15 protein-coding genes are annotated in these 18,227 nt (G+C 69.1%); all 15 read right to left on the bottom strand.

The features are described 5' to 3' along the window. Position 1: 1 nt before the first annotated feature. The 15 genes from ABZ896_RS09090 to ABZ896_RS09020 all read right to left on the bottom strand — a co-directional run bounded on the left by ABZ896_RS09090 (position 2) and on the right by ABZ896_RS09020 (position 18,173). Positions 2 to 1,114 carry a chondroitinase-B domain-containing protein gene (locus tag ABZ896_RS09090; RefSeq protein WP_360924288.1) on the bottom strand — a complete coding sequence of 371 codons (1,113 nt, stop codon included), beginning with the start codon at positions 1,112 to 1,114 and terminating at the stop codon, positions 2 to 4. Positions 1,115 to 1,153: 39 nt separating this feature from the next. Further along, a complete protein-coding gene (locus ABZ896_RS09085; RefSeq protein WP_360924285.1) occupies positions 1,154 to 2,311 on the bottom strand; it encodes a dienelactone hydrolase family protein in 1,158 nt (385 codons plus the stop codon). Then, the gene (locus tag ABZ896_RS09080; protein ID WP_360924282.1) at positions 2,298 to 3,569 is read right to left on the bottom strand and encodes a pectate lyase; all 1,272 of its coding nucleotides are present in this window, start codon (positions 3,567 to 3,569) and stop codon (positions 2,298 to 2,300) included. The genes ABZ896_RS09085 and ABZ896_RS09080 overlap by 14 nt, the downstream gene beginning before the upstream one ends. Continuing rightward, positions 3,562 to 4,584 (bottom strand): pectinesterase family protein, encoded by a 1,023-nt coding sequence (locus tag ABZ896_RS09075; RefSeq protein ID WP_360924426.1) that lies wholly within the window; start codon positions 4,582 to 4,584, stop codon positions 3,562 to 3,564. Before ABZ896_RS09075 ends, ABZ896_RS09080 begins: the two co-directional genes overlap by 8 nt. Before the next feature lie 4 nt (positions 4,585 to 4,588). After that, a complete protein-coding gene (locus ABZ896_RS09070; protein WP_360924279.1) occupies positions 4,589 to 5,719 on the bottom strand; it encodes a pectinesterase family protein in 1,131 nt (376 codons plus the stop codon). A gap of 148 nt (positions 5,720 to 5,867) precedes the next feature. Beyond that, the gene (locus ABZ896_RS09065) at positions 5,868 to 7,157 is read right to left on the bottom strand and encodes a pectate lyase (protein ID WP_360924276.1); all 1,290 of its coding nucleotides are present in this window, start codon (positions 7,155 to 7,157) and stop codon (positions 5,868 to 5,870) included. A gap of 61 nt (positions 7,158 to 7,218) precedes the next feature. Further along, positions 7,219 to 8,013, bottom strand: a complete 795-nt coding sequence (locus ABZ896_RS09060) for a rhamnogalacturonan acetylesterase (RefSeq protein WP_360924273.1) — start codon at positions 8,011 to 8,013, stop codon at positions 7,219 to 7,221. 94 nt (positions 8,014 to 8,107) lie between these two features. Further along, positions 8,108 to 9,451: a sugar ABC transporter substrate-binding protein gene (locus tag ABZ896_RS09055; protein ID WP_360924270.1), complete on the bottom strand. Its 1,344-nt coding sequence runs from the start codon at positions 9,449 to 9,451 to the stop codon at positions 8,108 to 8,110. A 48-nt stretch (positions 9,452 to 9,499) separates the two neighbouring features. Further along, entirely contained in the window at positions 9,500 to 11,551 is a 2,052-nt protein-coding gene (locus ABZ896_RS09050) for a pectinesterase family protein (RefSeq protein ID WP_360924267.1), read from the bottom strand. 33 nt (positions 11,552 to 11,584) lie between these two features. Further along, the gene (locus ABZ896_RS09045) at positions 11,585 to 13,084 is read right to left on the bottom strand and encodes a family 43 glycosylhydrolase (RefSeq protein ID WP_360924264.1); all 1,500 of its coding nucleotides are present in this window, start codon (positions 13,082 to 13,084) and stop codon (positions 11,585 to 11,587) included. Further along, positions 13,081 to 13,926 (bottom strand): PmoA family protein, encoded by an 846-nt coding sequence (locus ABZ896_RS09040; protein WP_360924261.1) that lies wholly within the window; start codon positions 13,924 to 13,926, stop codon positions 13,081 to 13,083. The genes ABZ896_RS09045 and ABZ896_RS09040 overlap by 4 nt, the downstream gene beginning before the upstream one ends. Beyond that, positions 13,923 to 15,119 (bottom strand): Gfo/Idh/MocA family oxidoreductase, encoded by a 1,197-nt coding sequence (locus tag ABZ896_RS09035; RefSeq protein WP_360924259.1) that lies wholly within the window; start codon positions 15,117 to 15,119, stop codon positions 13,923 to 13,925. Before ABZ896_RS09035 ends, ABZ896_RS09040 begins: the two co-directional genes overlap by 4 nt. Further along, complete coding sequence (locus ABZ896_RS09030; RefSeq protein ID WP_360924423.1) at positions 15,116 to 16,135, bottom strand: pectate lyase; 1,020 nt, start codon at positions 16,133 to 16,135, stop codon at positions 15,116 to 15,118. The genes ABZ896_RS09035 and ABZ896_RS09030 overlap by 4 nt, the downstream gene beginning before the upstream one ends. Before the next feature lie 212 nt (positions 16,136 to 16,347). Then, positions 16,348 to 17,241 (bottom strand): carbohydrate ABC transporter permease, encoded by an 894-nt coding sequence (locus tag ABZ896_RS09025; protein ID WP_360924256.1) that lies wholly within the window; start codon positions 17,239 to 17,241, stop codon positions 16,348 to 16,350. Beyond that, positions 17,238 to 18,173: a sugar ABC transporter permease gene (locus tag ABZ896_RS09020; protein ID WP_360924254.1), complete on the bottom strand. Its 936-nt coding sequence runs from the start codon at positions 18,171 to 18,173 to the stop codon at positions 17,238 to 17,240. The genes ABZ896_RS09025 and ABZ896_RS09020 overlap by 4 nt, the downstream gene beginning before the upstream one ends. Positions 18,174 to 18,227 lie beyond the last annotated feature (54 nt).

Below are 18,227 nucleotides of genomic sequence, written 5' to 3'. Positions count from 1 at the left end.
GTCAGTTCATGGTCGCGCCGATGGTGGTGCTGCCCGTGGTCAGGAAGGTGGTCGCGGGCAGGGTGCCGCTGGAGGAGCGGGCGTTGTACGTCGTGGAGGCGTCCGTCGACTTGAAGGCGGGGGTGCTGATCCCGCTGTCCCAGTTGTTGCCGGACGAGGTGACCGAGGAGCCCTTGTTCACCGAGCCGCTGCCGTTGCTGACGGCGAGGTTCTTGCCGAGCTTGGCGGAGCTGGTGGCGAAGTAGTAGCCCCACTTGCTGTTGGCGTAGGCGGTGGTGCGGTTGATGACGATCGCGCCGGTGTTGGAGTTCTCGGTGAAGCCGTTGCCGGCGTTGCCCCAGGCGGCGGAGTTGTTGACGACATGCGCGACGACCTCGCCGTCACCGCCCAGCTTGTAGCCGTTGCCGTCGCCCGCGAAGGCGGCGTCGGACCAGCGGTTGACTCCGTTGCCCATGGACCAGGTGTGCTCGATGGTGACGGGCGAGGAGAAGGACCAGAAGTCGATGCCGTCGTCACTGTTGTTGTACAGGCGGGCGCCGGTGATGAGGTTGCCGGTGCAGGAGCCGAACTTCACGGCGATCCCGTCGGCGTTCTCGCCGTGGTTGGCGGCGTCGTAGTTGCCGTAACTGTCGATGTTCTTCACGGTGTTGTTGACCGTGCCGTCGCCGGTGAGCGTGAAGCCGGAGTCGCCGCCGTTGATGGTCTTGATGTTGTTCCACACCGTCCCGGTGCAGGACTGGCATACCACCGCGCTGTCCGGGGAGTTCTGGAATGTCATGTTGGAGACGTTCCAGTAGTCGGCGGTCAGCTTGAAGATCCAGTCGCCGTCGGGGAGGGACGAGCCGTCGATCTTCACCGTCTCCGAGCCGTACGCGGTGAGCGTGACCGGCGCGGAGGAGGTGCCGTTGGCCGTGGACTGGAGGGGGGCCGTCGGGTAGTAGGTGCCGCCGCGGACCTGGATGACGGTGCCGGCGGTGGCGTTCTTGATGGCGTTGGACAGGTCGGTCGAGTTGCTGACGACCACGGTGGCGGCCTGCGCCTGGGTGGGGAGGACGGCGAGGCCGGAGCCGAGGGCCAGGGCGGCGGTGGCGATGAGAGCGGTACGACGAGACATGGGTGCGGGTCCTTTCGTCGTGCTTTTCGGGGAGGGGGATCAGAGGACGGTGTCGAACCAGCTGAAGACCTCGTCCTGCATGCGGTCGACGAAGACATGGCCGAGGTCGGGCCAGGTCTTCAGGTGCAACCGCTCCTCGGCGTGGCGGGAGCGCCAGACGGCGCGCAGCCTGTCGTACGCGGCCTGGACCCCGTCGGCGGGGAACAGCGGGTCGAGCCCGCCGCCGAAGAAGAGCATCGGCCTGGGTGCGGCGATGCTCGCCACGTCGGGGAAGTCGAGAAACCGGGGCAGCCCCGGGTGGAGCATGTAGTAACTGGACTGGCCGCGCAGGGTGTTGTTGCCGGGCACCATCATCTGTGTGAGGCCGGTCATCCAGCAGACGGCGGCCGTGGCGCGGACGGCGTCGGTCAACGCGGCGGTCTGCCAGGCGCGGTAGGCGCCCATGGAGAAGCCGAGGGCGACTGTGCGACGGGGGTCCACCCGGTCGAGACCGGCCAGGAACCCGGCGGCACGGACGTCCTCGCGGGCCATGAGTCCGGCGAGCGAGGAGCCGAGGTTGTAGAAGTTGCTTGCCAGGGCCTGCTGTTGGTCGTAGGCGAGGGGCCCGCGGTCGCCCCAGCCGAGCGCGTCCGCGCACAGCACGACATAGCCGCGCCGGGCGAGTTCGTCGCCGACGAACCGGCCGCTGAAGTACTTGTCCGCCCAGGCCTGCGCGGAGGCCAGCCGGGTGTCGTCGTACCAGGGACGGACCAGTTTCTCCTTGCCGATGTCGAACTTGGCGCCGTGGTCGTGGAGAAGGAGCACGGCGGGGAAGGGGCCGGGGCCGTCCGGGGTGAGGAGGGCGGCGCGGACGCGCTCGTAGCCGGTGAGGGAGAGGGTGACCAACTCCCTCGTGTAGCCGTCACCTTGGGAATGTTGAGTGAATGCCGGTTCGTACGGTGTTCCGTCCTGGCTCGGGACGAGCAGGTGCTCCTCGACCACGGCCCGGGCCTTGCGCCGCCAGTGCCCGAAGTCCCGGACCGGTGAGGTCCCCCAGGCCAGGGGGAAGTTCAGCTCGGCCTTGAGCGCCGGGTGGAAGTCGGGCAGCGGGCCGTCCACGACCCCCGCTTGTGCGGGGCTCACCGCTCCCCCGGTCAGCATCGCCGCTGAGGCACCCACCACGAACGCCCGTCGCCCGAAGGCGTCATGGCCGCCCATACTGCCTCCCGGTGCCGGCGTGGGTCAGGACATGGCGCTCGACCGCCCTGGCGGAGGTGAGCGGCCGGTAGGCGTAGACGTCGGCCGGGTCCCAGCCCACGTCGTCGGTGAGCCCCAGTCCGGCGGCCACCGCGTTCAGGTGCGCGGGGCGGCCGTCGATCCAGGAGCCGGTGTCGTGGAAGTGCTCGCCTCCGTAGACGGCGAGGCTCGCGTCGTACCGGAAGACGTTGCGCTCGGACCAGAGGGCCGACTCGACCCCGACGCCCAAGGCGTAGAGGGGAGTTCGCCCCCGGGCGATGTACACGTTGTTGACCACGTGCACCTGGCCGAAGCGGACGCGGGGGCCGCGCTGCACGATGTCGGTGAAGAGGTTGCGGGCGAACGTCACCTTGAGCCGGCCCCGGTCCCGGTCGCCGCGCCCGTCGCCGGACCCGATGAGGATCGCCTTGTCGTGGTCGGTGAACCGGCTGTCCGAGACGGTGATGGAGTCCGAGCCGTCCTCGATGTCCAGCAGCCCGTCGTGCCGTTGGACGTGCTCGCCGTGGAAGCCGACGGGTGCCTCGCGGTCCGGGAAGCGGCCGTCGGTGAAGGTGCAGTGGTCGACCCAGATGTTCCTGCCGGTGATGACGGTCATCGCGTCGAAGCGGGCGTTCCAGCTGCCCTGTGTCCCGTCGCCGGGCGACCAGCTGGTGAAGTGGTCGACGGGCGCTTCGAGTTCGAGGTTGCGCACGATGATGTTCGTGCCGGTGTTGACCGTGAGGAAGACACCCAGCAGCCGGGCGTGGTCGCCGAGTCCGACGAGCGTGGTGTTGCTCGGGACCGTCAACTGGATCTGCGCCTTCTCCTTGTTGGAGCCGGTCTGGCGCAGCCGGCGCTGCTGCTTGCAGTAGTCGTAGCGGGTGTCGGACCAGGTCGTACCGTCCTCGCCGAAGCAGGACATGTACTTGGCCAGGTCGTAGCCGGGTGCGTAGTCCTGCTCGCCGAGCAGTGAACCGTCGTCCGTTTCCTGGCCGTTGACGTTCCCGACGACCCGGATGACCTTGGGCGCGGTGGGGTCGCCCGCGTTGTCGAGGGCTGTCCTGAGTTCGGCGCGGTTGTGCACGGTCCAGGTGGTGCCGCCCGCTCCGCCGGTGGTGCCGGAGCCCAGGGAGGCCCAGCCGACGGGACCGCGCTCGCCGGCGGAGGCCTGCGGCGCGGACCCGAGCAGACACGCGCCGGCGAGGAGGACGGCGGCACTCCGTACGGCCGCCCTACGCACGGGGGCACCAGTCGCCGAGATAGGTGCGCTTGGTGTGCAACGCGGCTTCCCCGGCGGTGAGTTGGGGCCGGTTCTCCGGGACGGAAATCACCGCACCGGGACCGGAGTTGCCGTACTCCCGAAAGCGCATGGTCTGCCAGGGGTACTGCTCGCGCATGTTGGTGTAGGGCGTCACCGGGTCGATCCCCGGGCCGATCCAGGAGTCCCGCACCACCAGCGACGGCCAGGCGGTCGTCTCGTACGACGGGACCCAGGGCCGGGCCAGCTTGTACGCCCCGTCCTCGGCGCCGGAGGTGATCCGGGAGCGGACGGCGAGGATGCCGTGCGGGTTGGCGCGGGCGGTGGAGGGTGCGAAGACCATGCCCTTGGGGGTGAAGGTCACATCCCGCTGGAGCGTGTGGAAGTGGCACTCCTCGAAGACGGCGGTGGCCCGGCCGAAGACGAAGTCGACGTCCCCCTCGATGTAGCAGCGGTGGAAGTACTGCCGGTCGAAGACGTCCAGCGCGGTCGTCTCGACGAACAGGGTGTCCTGGTGGGCCAGCAGACGCACGTTCTCGAAGTGCGTGCGGTCGCCGTAGGTGTAGGCCGCGACCGCCTGGGTGCCGGTGATCTCCGGGTGGTCGGCGCGCAGCCAGTCGTTGGCGAGGGTGAGGTCGCGGACGGTCAGGCCGGGGGCGGCGGAGGTGAAGGTGGCGGAGCCCGCGGTGCCGTACGTCGTGCCGTCGGGCTTCTTCGTGCCGTTGGCGTTGTCGTAGACGATGACGGCGGCACGGGGGTCGCGGACAGCGCCGCGTACGGTCAACTCGGCTGCGCCGGCAGGGATGTTGACGACCTCGCGGTACGTCCCCGGGTGCACGACGATCGTCCGGCCGGGCCCGGTCACCGCGTCGACGGCCGCCTGGACGGAGTCGCCGGGGTGGACGTGCAGGACGCGACGGTCGTGTGCCCACGCGGGTGTGCTCGCCATGCCCGCCAGACCCGCCGTCATCCCGGTCAGCAGGGTGCGTCGGCGCAGCATCTCAGCACACCCCCTTCCACGGCTCCCAGTCCCCGAGGTAGCTCTCCCGTGTCGCCGACTTCGCCTGTACGCGGGTGAGTTGGGGCCGGTTCTCGGGCACGGTGATCCGGGCGCCGGGTCCGGTGTTGCGGTACTCGGCGAACCGCTGGTTCTGCCAGGGGAAGGCGTCCGACATGTTGGTGTAGGGCGCAACCGCGTCGATGCCGGGACCGAGCCAGGTGTCGCGGACCGTCAGACTCGGCCTGGCGGTGGTGTCGGAGCTGGGCACCCACGGGCGGGCCAACTTGTAGGAGGCGTCGGGGGCTTCACTGGTTACCCGACCGTGCGTCACCAGGTAGCCGAGCGGGTTGGCCCCCGCCGTCGAGGGCGCGAAGACGAAGCCGTACGGCGCCGCCGCCAGGTCGGTGCGGTTCAACGTCCGGAAGTGGCAGTGCTCGTAGACGGCGGTGGACCGCCCGAAGACGAAGTCGACGTCGCCCTCGACGTAGCAGTGCGCGAAGTACTGGCGGGCGAAGGCGGTGAGGGCGATCGAGTCGGCGTACAGGGTGTCCTGGTGGCCGAGGAAGCGGCAGTGGTGGAAGGCGGAGCGGTCGCCCTGCACCTTGATGGCGACGGCCTGGGTGCCGGTGACGTCCGGGTGGTCGGCGCGCAGCCAGTCGTTGGCGAAGGTGATCCAGCGGGCGGTGAAGCCGGCGGCCTGCACGGTCGTGGTGGCCGAGCCGGTGGTGCCGTAGGTGCCGCCGCCGGGCTTGGGAGTGCCGGCCGCGTTGTCGTAGACGATCACGACGTCCCGGGGGTCCTCGGAGGCGCCGATCCAGGTGGCCTCGGTGCGGGTGACGTCGACGGCGACGGTCTCCCGGTAGGTGCCAGGGGCGAGGACCAGCGTCCAGCCGCTGCCGACCGCCGCGGTGACGGCGTCCTTGACGGTGGTGTGGTCGCCGCGGCCCTCGGGGTCGACGTACAGGGTCTGGGGGGTGAGACGGGCGGCCGGGGAGCCGAAGCGGCAGAAGGGACGCCGGTTGCCTGCGGCGCGCGCGGGGCCCGTGGCGAGGGCGAGCGCGGCTCCCGTTCCGGCGGTGGCGAACAGGAATCCCCTTCTGGACAGGGGGAGTTGGCGGTGGTGCGAGGACATGCGGGTGCTCCTTGGGAACGCGGCTCTGGGGGTGGGGTGCCTCGCGTGGGGGGTTGAGGTGGGTGGCCGGGGCGGCCGCTGGATTCCGCCCCGGCCGGTCAGGGGGCCGGTGTCTGTCGGCAGACCCGGCCGGTCGACGGTGCCGGTGTCAGCAGATGCGCCCGGCGCCCGCACCGCGGTCGACGATCCCCGGGACCTTCTTCGTGGGGTCGACCTTCGTGCGCAGGGTGGGCGTCCAGCCCGCGCCGGACTCCAGGGTCTCGGCGGGGATCTGAGCGTTGTGGACGGCGATCAGGTCGGTGAGCGTGCCGTTGACGTAGTTGTCGGCGGCGGTGAGCGGCGAGACGTTCCACCGCTTGAGCACCTTGCCCACGGCGACCCCCTCCGGCAGCGTGAACGCGTTGTGCTCGGCGACGAGTTGGGACTCCTTGCCGATGCCGAAGCTGTAGGCGTAGTCGGCGTTCGCCACGAAGTGGTTGTTGTAGGAGTCGACCTGTCCGAAGCGGACGCGCGGCGCGCGCTCGACCAGGTTCGAGAACAGGTTGTGGTGGAAGGTGACCTTGAGCTTGCCCCGGTCCCCCGCCGCCGTGGACTCGCTGTCGCTGTTGCCGATGAGGATCGTCTTGTCGTGCTCGGTGAAGACGTTCCAGGAGGCGGTGACGTAGTTCGCGCCCCGGACGATGTCCAGCTCTCCGTCGTGCTGCTGGTAGAGCATCCCGAAGTAGGTCGGGGCGGCACTGTCCGGGTGGCTGCCGTCGGTGAAGGTGTTGTGGTCCAGCCAGACATGGGTGGAGCCGTACACGACCGCGGTGTCGTACTCGCTGTTCCAGTTGCCGGTGGAGCCGTCGGTCGGGTCCCACTGCGGGAAGCAGTCGATGGGGCTCTCGAAGGTGAGATTGCGGACGATGACGTTGTCGACGGCCTTGATCTGGAAGCTGGCGCCCTTGAACCCGGCATCGCGGCCGATGCCGATGATCGTGGTGTTGGCGGGGATGTTCGCCTTGATCGTCTGGTCCTGGTTGGCGGCGGAGGCGCGCCGCAGCCCCTCCGGGCTGTCGTCGGGCTCGGCGCTCAGATCGGTGTCCAGGCCCCAGGTCTCCGGCGAGTACTTCGCCAGGTAGGCGTCGAAGTCGTAGCCGGGCGCGGCGAGCGAGTCGCAGCCTTCCGACACGGCGTCGATGGTGCCCTTCACCTTGATGATCTTCGGCGCGCTGCCACCGGCGGCGAGCGCGGCCTTGAACCCGGCCCAGTCGGTGACGGTGTAGACGTGCTCGGCGTCGGCGGCCGCACCACCGGTGGTGCCGGTGCCGTCGGAGGCCCAGCCGTCGTTCGCGGCGAGGGTGTCCCGGGCGAGGTCGTGGGCCTTGGCCTGGGCGGTGGTGCCGGTGACGGCGAGGACGAGGGCGGTGCAGCCCGCCACGGCCAGCGCCTTTGTCATGACATGCCCATGCCAAATCTGTGTGTTCACTGTGCGGCTCTCTTTCGACTACGAGGGGGTGTCAGACGGCGGCCGGCGACGGCCAGGTGATCCAGGACTCGGGGATCTCGGCGTCGAGGCGGCACACGTCCCGGTGTGCCAGCACGCGGTGCCGCAGCAGTTCACGGGCGACCAGGCGCGCTATTGCAATGGCACCCGGCGGATTGAAGTGCGTGTTGTCCTGCTCGGTCGCGGTCCAGTTGAAGTACTTCTTGGTCTCCTCGACCCCGAGTTGCTGCCACAGCGCGAGCGAGAGCGCCTGGATGTCGAGCAGGGCGACGCCTTCCTCTTCGGCGAGGGCGCGCATGGCGGCCGGATACTCGCTGTGGGTCGGCACGGCGTTGCCGTTCGCGTCGAACTTCCGCCGCTCGACGGGCGTGGCGAGCACCGGCCGGGCACCCTTGGCCCGGACACCGTCGATGTACAGCCGCAGATAGTCCTGATACGTCGTCCAGGGCTCGGTGTAGCGCGTCGGATCGGCGCTCTTCTCGTCGTTGTGCGCGAACTGAATGAGAAGGAGATCGCGGGGCCGGATCACCGAGAGGATCGCGTCGAGCCGCCCTTCATCGACGAAACTCTTCGAACTCCGCCCGTTCACCGCATGATTGGCAACGGCAAGACCCTTACGGAGAAAGAAGGGCAACGCCATACCCCACCCGGTCTCGGGAGCGGCGTCGGAGTATTTCTGAGCGGCGGTGGAGTCACCGGCGATATAGAGGGTGCGCTGTTCTTTGGCTTGAGCGGTACCGGCCGCACTGAAGGCGACGGGCACGGCGGCAACCGCCGCCACGGTGACCTGTCTACGGGTAAGAGACATTTCCGGTGCACCTTCCTGTCTTTTAGGGGCGCGGGGAACTGCGCGACCAGCCACATCGAACCCGCAGCCGGCCGCACAGCGAACCCCCACCCTCTTAGCCGTTCTGTTCCTTCCACTCCGCCTGAGCCTTGTTCAGCTGGTCGGCCATGGTGTCGAGGAATTCCTTCGCACTCATGTCCCCCAACAGCACCTTCTGGAAGTTCGGCTCGTTGTCGGCCTTGGAGATCGTGTTCCAGTCAGGCAGGTAATACGGCAGCTGAACAATCGACGTGGACCCGTCGGTCAACGCGGCGGCCGCCAACTTCGTGGGCTCGGCCTGCTGAATCCACGCGTCACCCGCGGCCTCGTTGTTCGACGGCACCTGCCCCGCCGCCTTGTTGAACTTCGAGTTCTCCGCGTGCGAGGTCGCGAACTCGATGAACTTCCAGGCCGCGTCCTTGTTCTTGGAACTCTTGAACACCCCGAGTCCGTCGACGGGGTTGGACACCTGGACCCGCTTGCCGGAGGTGCCGATCGGCTGCGGGATGCCGCGGAACTTGTCGGCCCCGAGCGCCTTCACATGGTCCTGGTACGAGCCCAGGTTGTGGTTCAGCATCCCGATCGTGCCGGAGTCCCACTGCGCGACCATCTTGGTGAAGTCGTTGTTGAGGTCGGCCGCCGGAGTGTCCTTCTTGTACAGCGCCGCGTACTTCTCCAGCGCCGCCACGTTCTTCGGGTCGTTGAGCGTGGTCTTGTCACCGTCCCAGAAGGAGGTGATCCCGCTCTGCCCGTACGCGGCGTCCAGCGCCTGGGCGATGGACCCGGCGCCACCGCGGATGGTGTAGCCGAACTCGTTCTTCTTGGCGTCGGTGAGCTTCGCCGCGGCGTCGTAGAACTTCTCCCACGTCGTCGGCTCGTCGAGACCGGCCTTCTTGAACAGGTCGGTCCGGTAGTACAGCACACCGTTGTTGGCGGAGGTGGGGATCGAGTACAGGGTCCCGTCGCCGCCGCCCGCCGCCTTCAGCGAGTCGACCATGTTCTCGTTGAGCTTGCCGTTCAGGGAGGACCCCGCGAGCCGGTCGTCCAGCGGCTCCAGCGCGTTCTGCGCGGAGAAGCCGGCGAGCATGGCCGCGCCGACACCGCCGACGTCCGGCAGGCCGCCGCCCTGGATCGCGGTGTCGACCTTGGACTGGTACTCGGTGGAGGCGATGCCGACGTACTCGACCTTGATGTCGGGGTTGGCCTTCTGGAAGTCGGCGATGATCTCCTTCCAGATGTCGGTGCGCACACCGCCGTTGTTGTCCCAGAAGACGATCTTGCCCTTGCCGCTGCCCTCGTCGCCCTTGTCGCCGCCGGCCCCGCTGCCGTCGTCACCGCAGGCGGTGGCGGTCAGCGCGAGGACGGAGCCCAGGGCGACGGCCATGGCGGCGCGCCTGCTTCTGCGGATGCTGATCTTCATTGGTCGGCTCTCTTCTTCCTGATTCCAGCGGATATGAAGTTGTGGGGGTCAGTGACGGGCGGACGGCGCCCAACCGTCCGTGCCCTTGAGGTAGTTGGCGACCGTGTACGCCCGGGCGTCCTCGCTGCTCAGCTGCGGCCGGTCCGCGCTCGGGGTCGCGCCGGGCCCGACGTTGCGGTACTCGGCGAACCGCGCGTCCCGCCACGAGAAGCCGCTCATGTCGGTCCAGGGCGAGGACTTCACCGCGGCCGGCAGCTCGGTGTCGCGGATCAACACCTGGGCCACGGCGTCTGGTTCACCGCCGGGGTGCCAGGGCCGTCCCAGATGGAAGGTGCCGGCCGGTGCGTCGCTCACGACCTTCGACCGGGTGATGAGGAAGCCGTACGGGTTGCCCGTCCAGGTCGAAGCGGCCGTGATGTAGCCGTTGTTGGAGTCGGATCCCCGGCTCAGCGCCCTGATCACCGACCGCTCGATGACCGTCGTCGCCCGGCCGTAGATGAAGTCGACATCACCCTCGATGTACGAGTCGCGGATGTAGACCCGGCTGATCACGTCGAGCTTGGGGCTGTCGGTCATCAGGGTGTCCTGGTTGCCCAGGAAGGCGGTGTCCTCGAAGACGATCCGGTCGCCGGTCGTCTTCATCGCCAGCGCCTGCTCGCCGTTCAGCTCGACCGCGGCCTCGTCGAAGTCGTTGCTGAAGGTGAGATGGCGGGCGGAGACGTCGTTCGCGGCGATGCGGACCGTCGCGCTGCCCGTCGAACCGCCGTACGCGGCAGGCGTGTCGAAGACGATGACGGTGTCGGACCGGTCATGTCCAGTCCCCTGGAGCACGATGTTCGGCTTGCTCGCCGGAATGAGGACCTTGGCACGGTAGGTGCCGGGGGCGATCGCGATCGTCAGCGGTACGGCGTTCCCGTCCGGGACCGCGTCCACGGCGGACTGCACGGTCGGGTAGTCGCCGGGGACGTGCAGGGTCACGCCGATCCGCTTCTGCGGGCCCGAGAACCTCGACACCAGCGCGGGCACGGCGGCGGCCGGGTCCAGGCGGTAGTCGTAGAACTCGTGGGGGTCGAATGCCGTGCCCCACGCGTCCGTTCGCCCGGTCGTGTTCCTCAGGATCGACCCGCGCTGCACCAACTCGGCGGCGGCGTCGGCCTGGTAGGGATGCTGGACGCCGTCGTAGTAGCTGTTCTCGATGACCATCTTCGTCTTGCCGCGCGCCCAGTTCCCGTACGTCCACACCGGGTCGCCGTCGGCGACCTGGGACGACAGGTAGTTGTTGTAGAGGTGGGCGTAGGCGAGGTTGTCAGCCGAGGGGTTGCGCTGCTTGGTGCCGTGGAACCAGTTGTGGTCGATCGTCATCTCGGTGAGGACATTGGTGGTCCAGCCGATCCCGAACGCCTTGTTGTGGTTCGTGAACTGGTTGTAGGAGACGGTGATGTAGCGGCTGTCCTTGCGGATGTCGAGCAGCCCGTCGCCCATGTGCGTGAAGCGGTTGTGGTCGATCCAGACGTGGTCGACGGTGTCCATCTGGATGGCGTCGAAGTCCGTGGTCTTGCCGTCCCAGTCGCCCTCGACGTACGAGTCGCGGATCGTCAGGTTGCGGATGATCACGTTGTGCGTACCGGGGTTGAGGTGCAGCTCGCCGTGGACGATCTCGCCGGTGTCGCCGACGCCGATGATCGTCTTGTCCGAGCCGACCACGATGTCCGAGCCGAAGGGCTCGACGGCGATCGCGCCGGACACCCGGATGACGTACGGCTCCTCGGCCGACGCGTACTCGGCCAGGGCGGCCTGGTCGGTGACGGTGACGACCTTGCCGCCGGCCCCTCCGGTGGTACCGCCGGCGAGGGAGGCGAAGCCGTGTGGCTTGTCGCCGAAGCGGCCGGCCGGGACCGGCTTCCCGGAGGTCGGTGCCACTGCGGCAGCCGCCCCGGATACCGGTGCCATTGCGGCCACCGCCCCAGAGGCCGGTGCCACGGAAGCCCGTCCTTCTCCGGCCGCCCCGAGGCCCAGCGCGGCCACGAGGCCGAGCACGGCGGCCACGACTCTGCCGTACCCCGGTCTCGGCAAGCGCTTGCTATCAAGGTGCTGCGTCATTGCGGCTCCCAACAGGCTTACGGGTGCGGTGCGTTACAGGGGGTCGATCCTGAAGTGCGAGAAGGTTGCCGCTCCGGCGTGGCCGGATCCGACGGGCGCGAGGGCGAACAGGCCGAGCAGCGCGCCGACCCAGCGCCAGGGGGTCGCCGCGAAGACGGGACCGGAGGGGCGCAGGCCCTCGCCGATGTCGTAGAAGAAACGACACCGCGCGCCCGGGCCGATCTCGATCCGCAGTCGCGCCCTGTCGTCGACGGCGGGTCGCGGGTGGTCGGCGTCCCGCTCCCGTTCGGCGACGCCCTCGGCGAACCGGTGCACGAGGTGGACCGTCCCGTCCCCCTCGCGCTGGAGTCCGATCCAGCCGAACGCGTCCCCGAGGACCGCGAGCCCGGCCCGCGCCCCCGGCTCCTCGCTGTGCAATTGCAGTTCCACGTCGACGGCCGATGGCATACCGGGCAGCCGCTGGGTGAGGACGTTCGGCAGGGTGCGCAGGTCGTGCGCGTCGGCCGAGCGGACGCAGGTCAGCCGGAGGCCGTCCCCGGAGTGCTGGGTGGCCCAGCCGTCCTGCGGGTTGGCGGTCCAGCTCCACTGGCGGCCGAAGCGTCCGCCGGGGAAGTCGTCGTCGGTGGCGGGCGCGGCGGGCTGCTGCGCCGGCAGGTCGGGCTTCTCGTGTACGACGACGGGGGCGCCCTCGTCGCCGACCACCGGCCAGCCGTCCTCGTCCCAACGCATCGGCTGGAGATGCACGACCCGGCCGTAGGCCCCGCGCTGCTGGAAGTGCAGGAACCAGTCCTGCCCGGACGAGGTGCGCACCCAGCCGCCCTGGTGGGGGCCGTTGACGTCGGTGTCCTGCTGTTCGAGGACGACCTTCTCCTCGTAGGGGCCGAAGAACTCCCGTGCGCGGAAGGCGCCTTGCCAGCCGGTCTCGACTCCGCCGGCGGGGGCGAGGATCCAGAACCAGCCGTCGTGGCGGTAGAGCTTGGGGCCCTCCAGGGTGAACCAGCCGGGTATCCGGTCGCCGTCGACGATCAGCTTGCCCTCGTCGAGGAGTTCGAGCCCGTCGGGGTCCATGCGGTGGCCGGTGAGGCGGTTCTTCACGCCCGAACGGGACTTGGCCCAGGCGTGCACCAGGTACGCCTCACCGCTCTCCTCGTCCCACAGGGGACAGGGGTCGATGAGGCCCTTGCCCTCCTTCAGCAGGTGCGGGCGGCTCCAAGGGCCCCTGATCTCGGGGGCGTTGATCTGGAAGATGCCCTGGTCGGGGTCGCCCCAGAAGATCCAGAACCGCTCGTCGTGGTAGCGGAGCGAGGGCGCCCAGACCCCGCAGTCGTGCCGCGGCTTCGCGAACTCGCCTGCCGGTTCCAGGCGTTCGAGGGCGTGGCCGATCAGGGTCCAGTTGACCAGGTCCCGGGAGTGCAGCAGGGGAAGGCCCGGGACCCGGCCGAAACTGGAGGCGGTGAGGTAGAAGTCGTCGCCGACGCGGACGACGTCGGGGTCGGACCAGTCGGCGTTCAGGATCGGGTTGGTGTACGTCACTGGCTCACCGCCTTGCGTACCAGCGCCGCGACTTCGAGCTTGGGCAGGCGCCCGTCGGCGACGACGGTGACGATCCGCCGGACGACGGTCTCGCCGGGCGGGATCGGTAGCCGGGTGTCGTGGGCCAACGAGGAGCCGACGCCCGGGTATTCGTCGGCGCGCACGAACCACGGGTCCTGCCGGGTCTGGTCGGTGGCGCCCGCGAAGACCAGCGTCCAGCCGTCGCCCGCGAGGGCGACCCAGTCGGCGCGGGTGCCGTGGATCGCGGACTCGCCCTCGCGGTCGACGGTGAAGACCTCGGGCGCCCGCGACTCCTTGCGGGCCCGCCAGAAGAAGCCGCCGTAGGCGGCGCCGGGGCGGCCGTTGGTGGCCGGGCTGCCGATCGACAGCGGGTCGGGCGTGACGTTGGTGAGGGAGAAGGTGAAGTCCAACGCCCAGGCGAAGACGGTCAGTTCGGTGGCCGCGACCGTACGGCGCTCGCGCAGCAGCTCGTTGCCGCCGGCGACCCAGCGCAGTTCCTCCACGAAGCCGTCGGGGTCGCGGAGTTGGAAGGAGCTGTGGCGCTGGGCGCCGTGGTTGTCGAGCTCGGTGGGGCCCTGGTCGCGGACGTAGGTGCGGCCGCCCCAGAAGTTGTGCCCCTCGACGTCGGGAACGGCGACACCGACGCCGAGGTGGTGGATGTGGTCGGCGGGGCTCAGTTCGGTGACCGCCGTGCCGGCCAGGGTGGTGACGGGGTGGAGGTAGGGGCGGGGGGAGAGCCGGGCGGGGAGTTCCGGCCGGGTGACGTAGCGGCCGACCGGGCGGCCCGCGACGCGCAGGACCGGGGAGTCGGGGGTCGTCATGTGCTCACCTCGTTCTGTGGGGGGTCCTCCGGGGAGGCCTGCGCAGCGGCGTTTCCGGAGGCGCTCGGGGACGCCCAGGGGGCGCCCAGTTCGGAGTAGAGGGAGAGGGTGTCGGCGGCGGCCGCGACCAGGCCGTCGATGCCGCGCACGACGCGGCGCTCCTCGTCGGCGAGCAGGAACCAGCTCTCCTGCGGGAGCGGGGCCGGGTCGGGGGCCGTCCGGATCGCCTCGACGACCTTCATGAAGGCACCGGTCACGTCCGGGACAACCAGGAGATCGGCGCCGTCGGTGAGGTGGTCGACCAGGTTCTCCAGCAGGTCGGTGCGGCCGTACTCGTACTCCTCGGGGCCGTGCCCGGCCCGCTGGAGCAGCACGCGGTCCTGCTTGTACCAGTAGGTGATCCGGCCCCGGGTGCCGTGCGCGACGACGTACGGCTCGTCCGGGTCCTCGGCGCACAGGGTCGCGGCCACGGTCACCTTCCGGCCGTTCGCGGTGGTCACGCGGACGCAGGAGGTGTCGTCGGACTCGATGTCGTTGGCGCGCAGCAGCTCGGTCTCAATGCCGGTGACGTCCTCGGCGCGGGTCGCGTCCGCCAGGGCGAGGGCGGTCGCGACGGCGTGCGCGAGCGGGTTGGTCAGCGCCCCGTCGATCACGTCCACGCCGTTCAGACGGCGCTTGCCGGCCCAGGGCGCACGGCGGTAGTACGCCTCGGCGCGGGCCCACGCGCCGGCGCCGCCGACCCCCTCCAGCTCGCCGATCGCGCCCTCGCCGATCAGCTCGCGGATCGCGGGCACGGCGTGCGAGCCCAGCGACTGGAAGCCGATCTGGCAGGCGACACCGGCCGCGGCGACCCCGTCGGCCATCCGGCGGAATTCGGCGTACGACGGCGCCGGGGGCTTCTCCAGCAGGAGGTGCACGCCACGGCGGGCGGCTTCGAGCGCCAGGTCCGTGTGGGTGGGAATCGGCGTGCAGATCACGGCGACCCGCGCGCCCGTCGAGTCGAGGAGCGCGCCGAAGTCGGCGGACTGCTCGGGAGCGCCCAGGCCGTCGGGGATCTCGTCCGGCGCGAGCGGAGTCAGCTCGCAGATCCCCGCCAGTCGTACGATCCCCTTGTCCTGGAGGCGGCGGATGTTCTCCAGGTGCCAGCGGCCGTGCCCGCGCGCGCCCGCCAGGACGATGTCTACGGTGCTCATGGAAGCCTCCCTGCGCCCGCGCCGCGTGCCACCTCTCGGTCGGCCGTCTCGGCGCTGTCGATCTTTGTGTGCAGGGTAGGCGTCCAGCCGACGTCTTCCGTGAGATCCCGCTCGCTGCCGGAGTTGTAGGCGTTGTAGACGGCCACGAGATCCACCGGATAGCCGTTGAAGAGGGTGCCGGTCTGGTGGAAGGCGCTGCCGTTCCAGCTCTTGACCAGGTCGGCGACCTCGATGTGGCCGGGGGTGTGGAAGGCGTTGTTCTCGGCGTAGAGCGCGGACTCGGTGGAGACGCCGATGGAATAGCGGTAGTCGTCGCTCGGCACGACGTACCGGTTGTTGTACAAGTGCACCTGTCCGAAGCGGACGCGGGGTGCGCGCTGTACCACCGACTCGAACTGGTTGTGGTGCAGTGTCACACGGAGCCTGCCGCGGTCCCCGCTCGCCGTGTCGCTGCTGCCGATGAGCATCGCCTTGTCGTGGTCGGCGAACCGGCTCCAGGAGACGGTGACCAGGTCGGAGCCGTTGGTGATGTCCAACAGGCCGTCGTGGCGCAGGTAGTTGCGGGCGAAGCAGGTGGGCTCCTCGGCGTCCGGGTGGCCCTTGTCGCTGAGGGTCACGTGGTCGACCCAGACGTGCGAGGCGCCGGAGAGCCAGATGGTGTCGTACGCCGTCTTCCAGTCGCCGAGGCCGCCGGTGTTGGGCTGCCAGACGGGGAAGCAGTCGTAGGCGTCGCGGACGTCGAGGTTGCGGATGATGACGTTGGTCGCGTTCCTGACCTGGAGGCTGCCGCCCTTGAGCACGGCGTTCTTCAGGCCGACGATCGTGGTGTTGGAGCCGACGGGCAGCTCGACGCGCTCGGCCTGCCCGGAGGAGGCCGAGTGGGCCTCCTCCGGTTCGCCTTGGGGTTCTGCCGAACCCTGAGTACGCGGGCCGATCGCAGCCAGGTACTTCTTCAGGCCTTGGTGTCCTCCACAGCCCTGAAGCCGCAGATTCCGGTCCGTGCCGCTACGTGGCACCACCTCGGGTTCCTGCTTCACAAGCCCTCGCCGGCCACCGAGGTGAGCGGTCTTACGTGGGCCTCCACAAGCGTTACTTCCCGCCCACCCGGCGGTAGGACCGACAGTCAGGCCGACGGACGACGCCACGCTATCGACGACGGTTCGGCCACCGATGCCGGGCCCCCCAAACCCACCCTTACGTGGGACATCGACTGTGCCAAGTTGACGCGTCACCCCTTCACCGCCCCCGCGCTGAACCCGGTGATCAGCCACTTCTGGATGAAGGCGAAGACGATCACCACGGGGACGGCGGCGATGATGCCGCCCGCGGCGAGTGCGCCGAGGTCGACGCTGTCCGCGCTCATCAGGGTGTTGAGACCGACCGGGATCGTCTGCTTGTCCTGGTTGTTGAGGAACATCAGGGCGAACAGGAAGTGGTTCCAGGAGTGCACGAAGGCGAAGGAGCCCACCGCGATCAACCCGGGCCGCAGCAGCGGGAGTACGACGATCCTGAAGGCCGTCATCCTGTTGCAGCCGTCGACCCAGGCCGCCTCCTCCAGGGAGTACGGCACGTTCTTGATGAAGTTGCTGATCAGGATCATCGACAGCGGCAGTTGGAAGACCGTCTCGGCGATGATGACGCTGCCCAGCGAGTTGATCATCTTCAGCTCGGCGAAGATCTCGAACAGCGGCACCAGCAGCAGTGCGCCCGGCACGAACTGGGAGCAGAGCAGGGCCAGCATGAAGGCGTTCTTGATCTTGAAGTCGAACCGGGCGAGGGCGTAGCCGCCGGCCAGGGCGACCAGCGTCGTCATCACCAGGGTCGCGAGACCGACGTACACACTGTTCTCGAAGTAGGTGCCGAAGGCCCGCTGGGTCCACACCTTCTCGAAGTGGTCGAAGGTGATGGGCCAGGGCACGAGCGAGGTGGAGCCGGCCGGGCGCAGGGCGAAGAGCAGGATCCAGTAGAAGGGGATGAGCGTGAAGACGAGGTAGATGCCCAGCGGCAGATAGATCTGCCAGCGGGGGGCTTCGTCCCAGGCGCGGCGCTGTTTCGCCGGACGGGTCGCCTGAGGTGTCTCCGGCAAGGGAGGCGCGACCTCCGTGGCCTCCTTGGTGATCACTTGGAACCCCCTCCGAACTTGCTCAGCCGCAGATAGACCATCGAGCAGAAGAGCAGGATCACGAACGCGACCGTGGTCAGGGCGGACGCGTAGCCGAAGTTGTGGGCGTCGACGCTGGTGTTGGCGATGTAGAGCGGGAGGGTGGTGGTCTCCCCCGCGGGACCGCCGCCGGTCAACGTGTAGAGCAGGTCGACGTTGTTGAACTCCCACACCGCCCGCAGCAGCGTGGACAGGATGATCGCGTCCTTGAGGTGCGGCAGCGTGATGTGCCAGAACTGCTTGATCCGGCTGGCCCCGTCGACCTCGGCGGCCTCGTACAGGTCCTTCGAGACGGACTGGAGGTCGGCGAGGATCAGGATCGCGAAGAAGGGGACACCGCGCCACAGGTCGGCGACGACCGCCGCCGAGAAGACGGTGGAGGTGTCCGACAGCCAACTGGTGCCGTAGGTGCCGATGCCCATGTCGGCGAGGTAACGGGTGATGCCCGTCTGGGAGTTGTAGAGCAGCACCCAGATCGCCGAGGTCAGGACGCCGGAGACGGCCCATGGCGAGAAGACGAGCGCGCGGCCGAGGCCCCGGCCCACGAAAGTCTGGTTGACGATCAGCGCGAGCGCGAGACCGAACAGCAGCTGGAGTCCGACCTCGACGAAGACCCACTTGGCGCTGAAGGCCAGAGTGTCCCAGAACTGCGGGTCCTTGGTGAAGATCTGGACGAAGTTGTCGAAGCCCGCGTAGCCGTTCCGCCACGGCTTGGTGGGGTTGTAGTTCTGCAGGCTGTAGTAGAAGACGCTGAGGACCGGGTAGGCGATGAAGCCCAGCATCAGCAGGGCCGCCGGCGCGATCAGCAGGTACGGCAGCCTGCGGGGCGTGGCGGAGGCACGGCGCCGCCGGGGTGGCGTGGGCGGTTTCGCCACGGCTGCGGCTTGGGCCATGACAGGGTCTCCGTTCTCGGTGCGGTAAGCGCTTTCTCGCTAGCGCGGTGCGGG

Origin of the sequence: Streptomyces sp. NPDC047072 (genome assembly GCF_040643855.1) — a bacterium.
GTDB lineage: Bacteria > Actinomycetota > Actinomycetes > Streptomycetales > Streptomycetaceae > Streptomyces.
The sequence above is the reverse complement of the archived record's forward strand: the minus strand, read 5'-3'. Positions and strand labels throughout refer to the sequence as shown.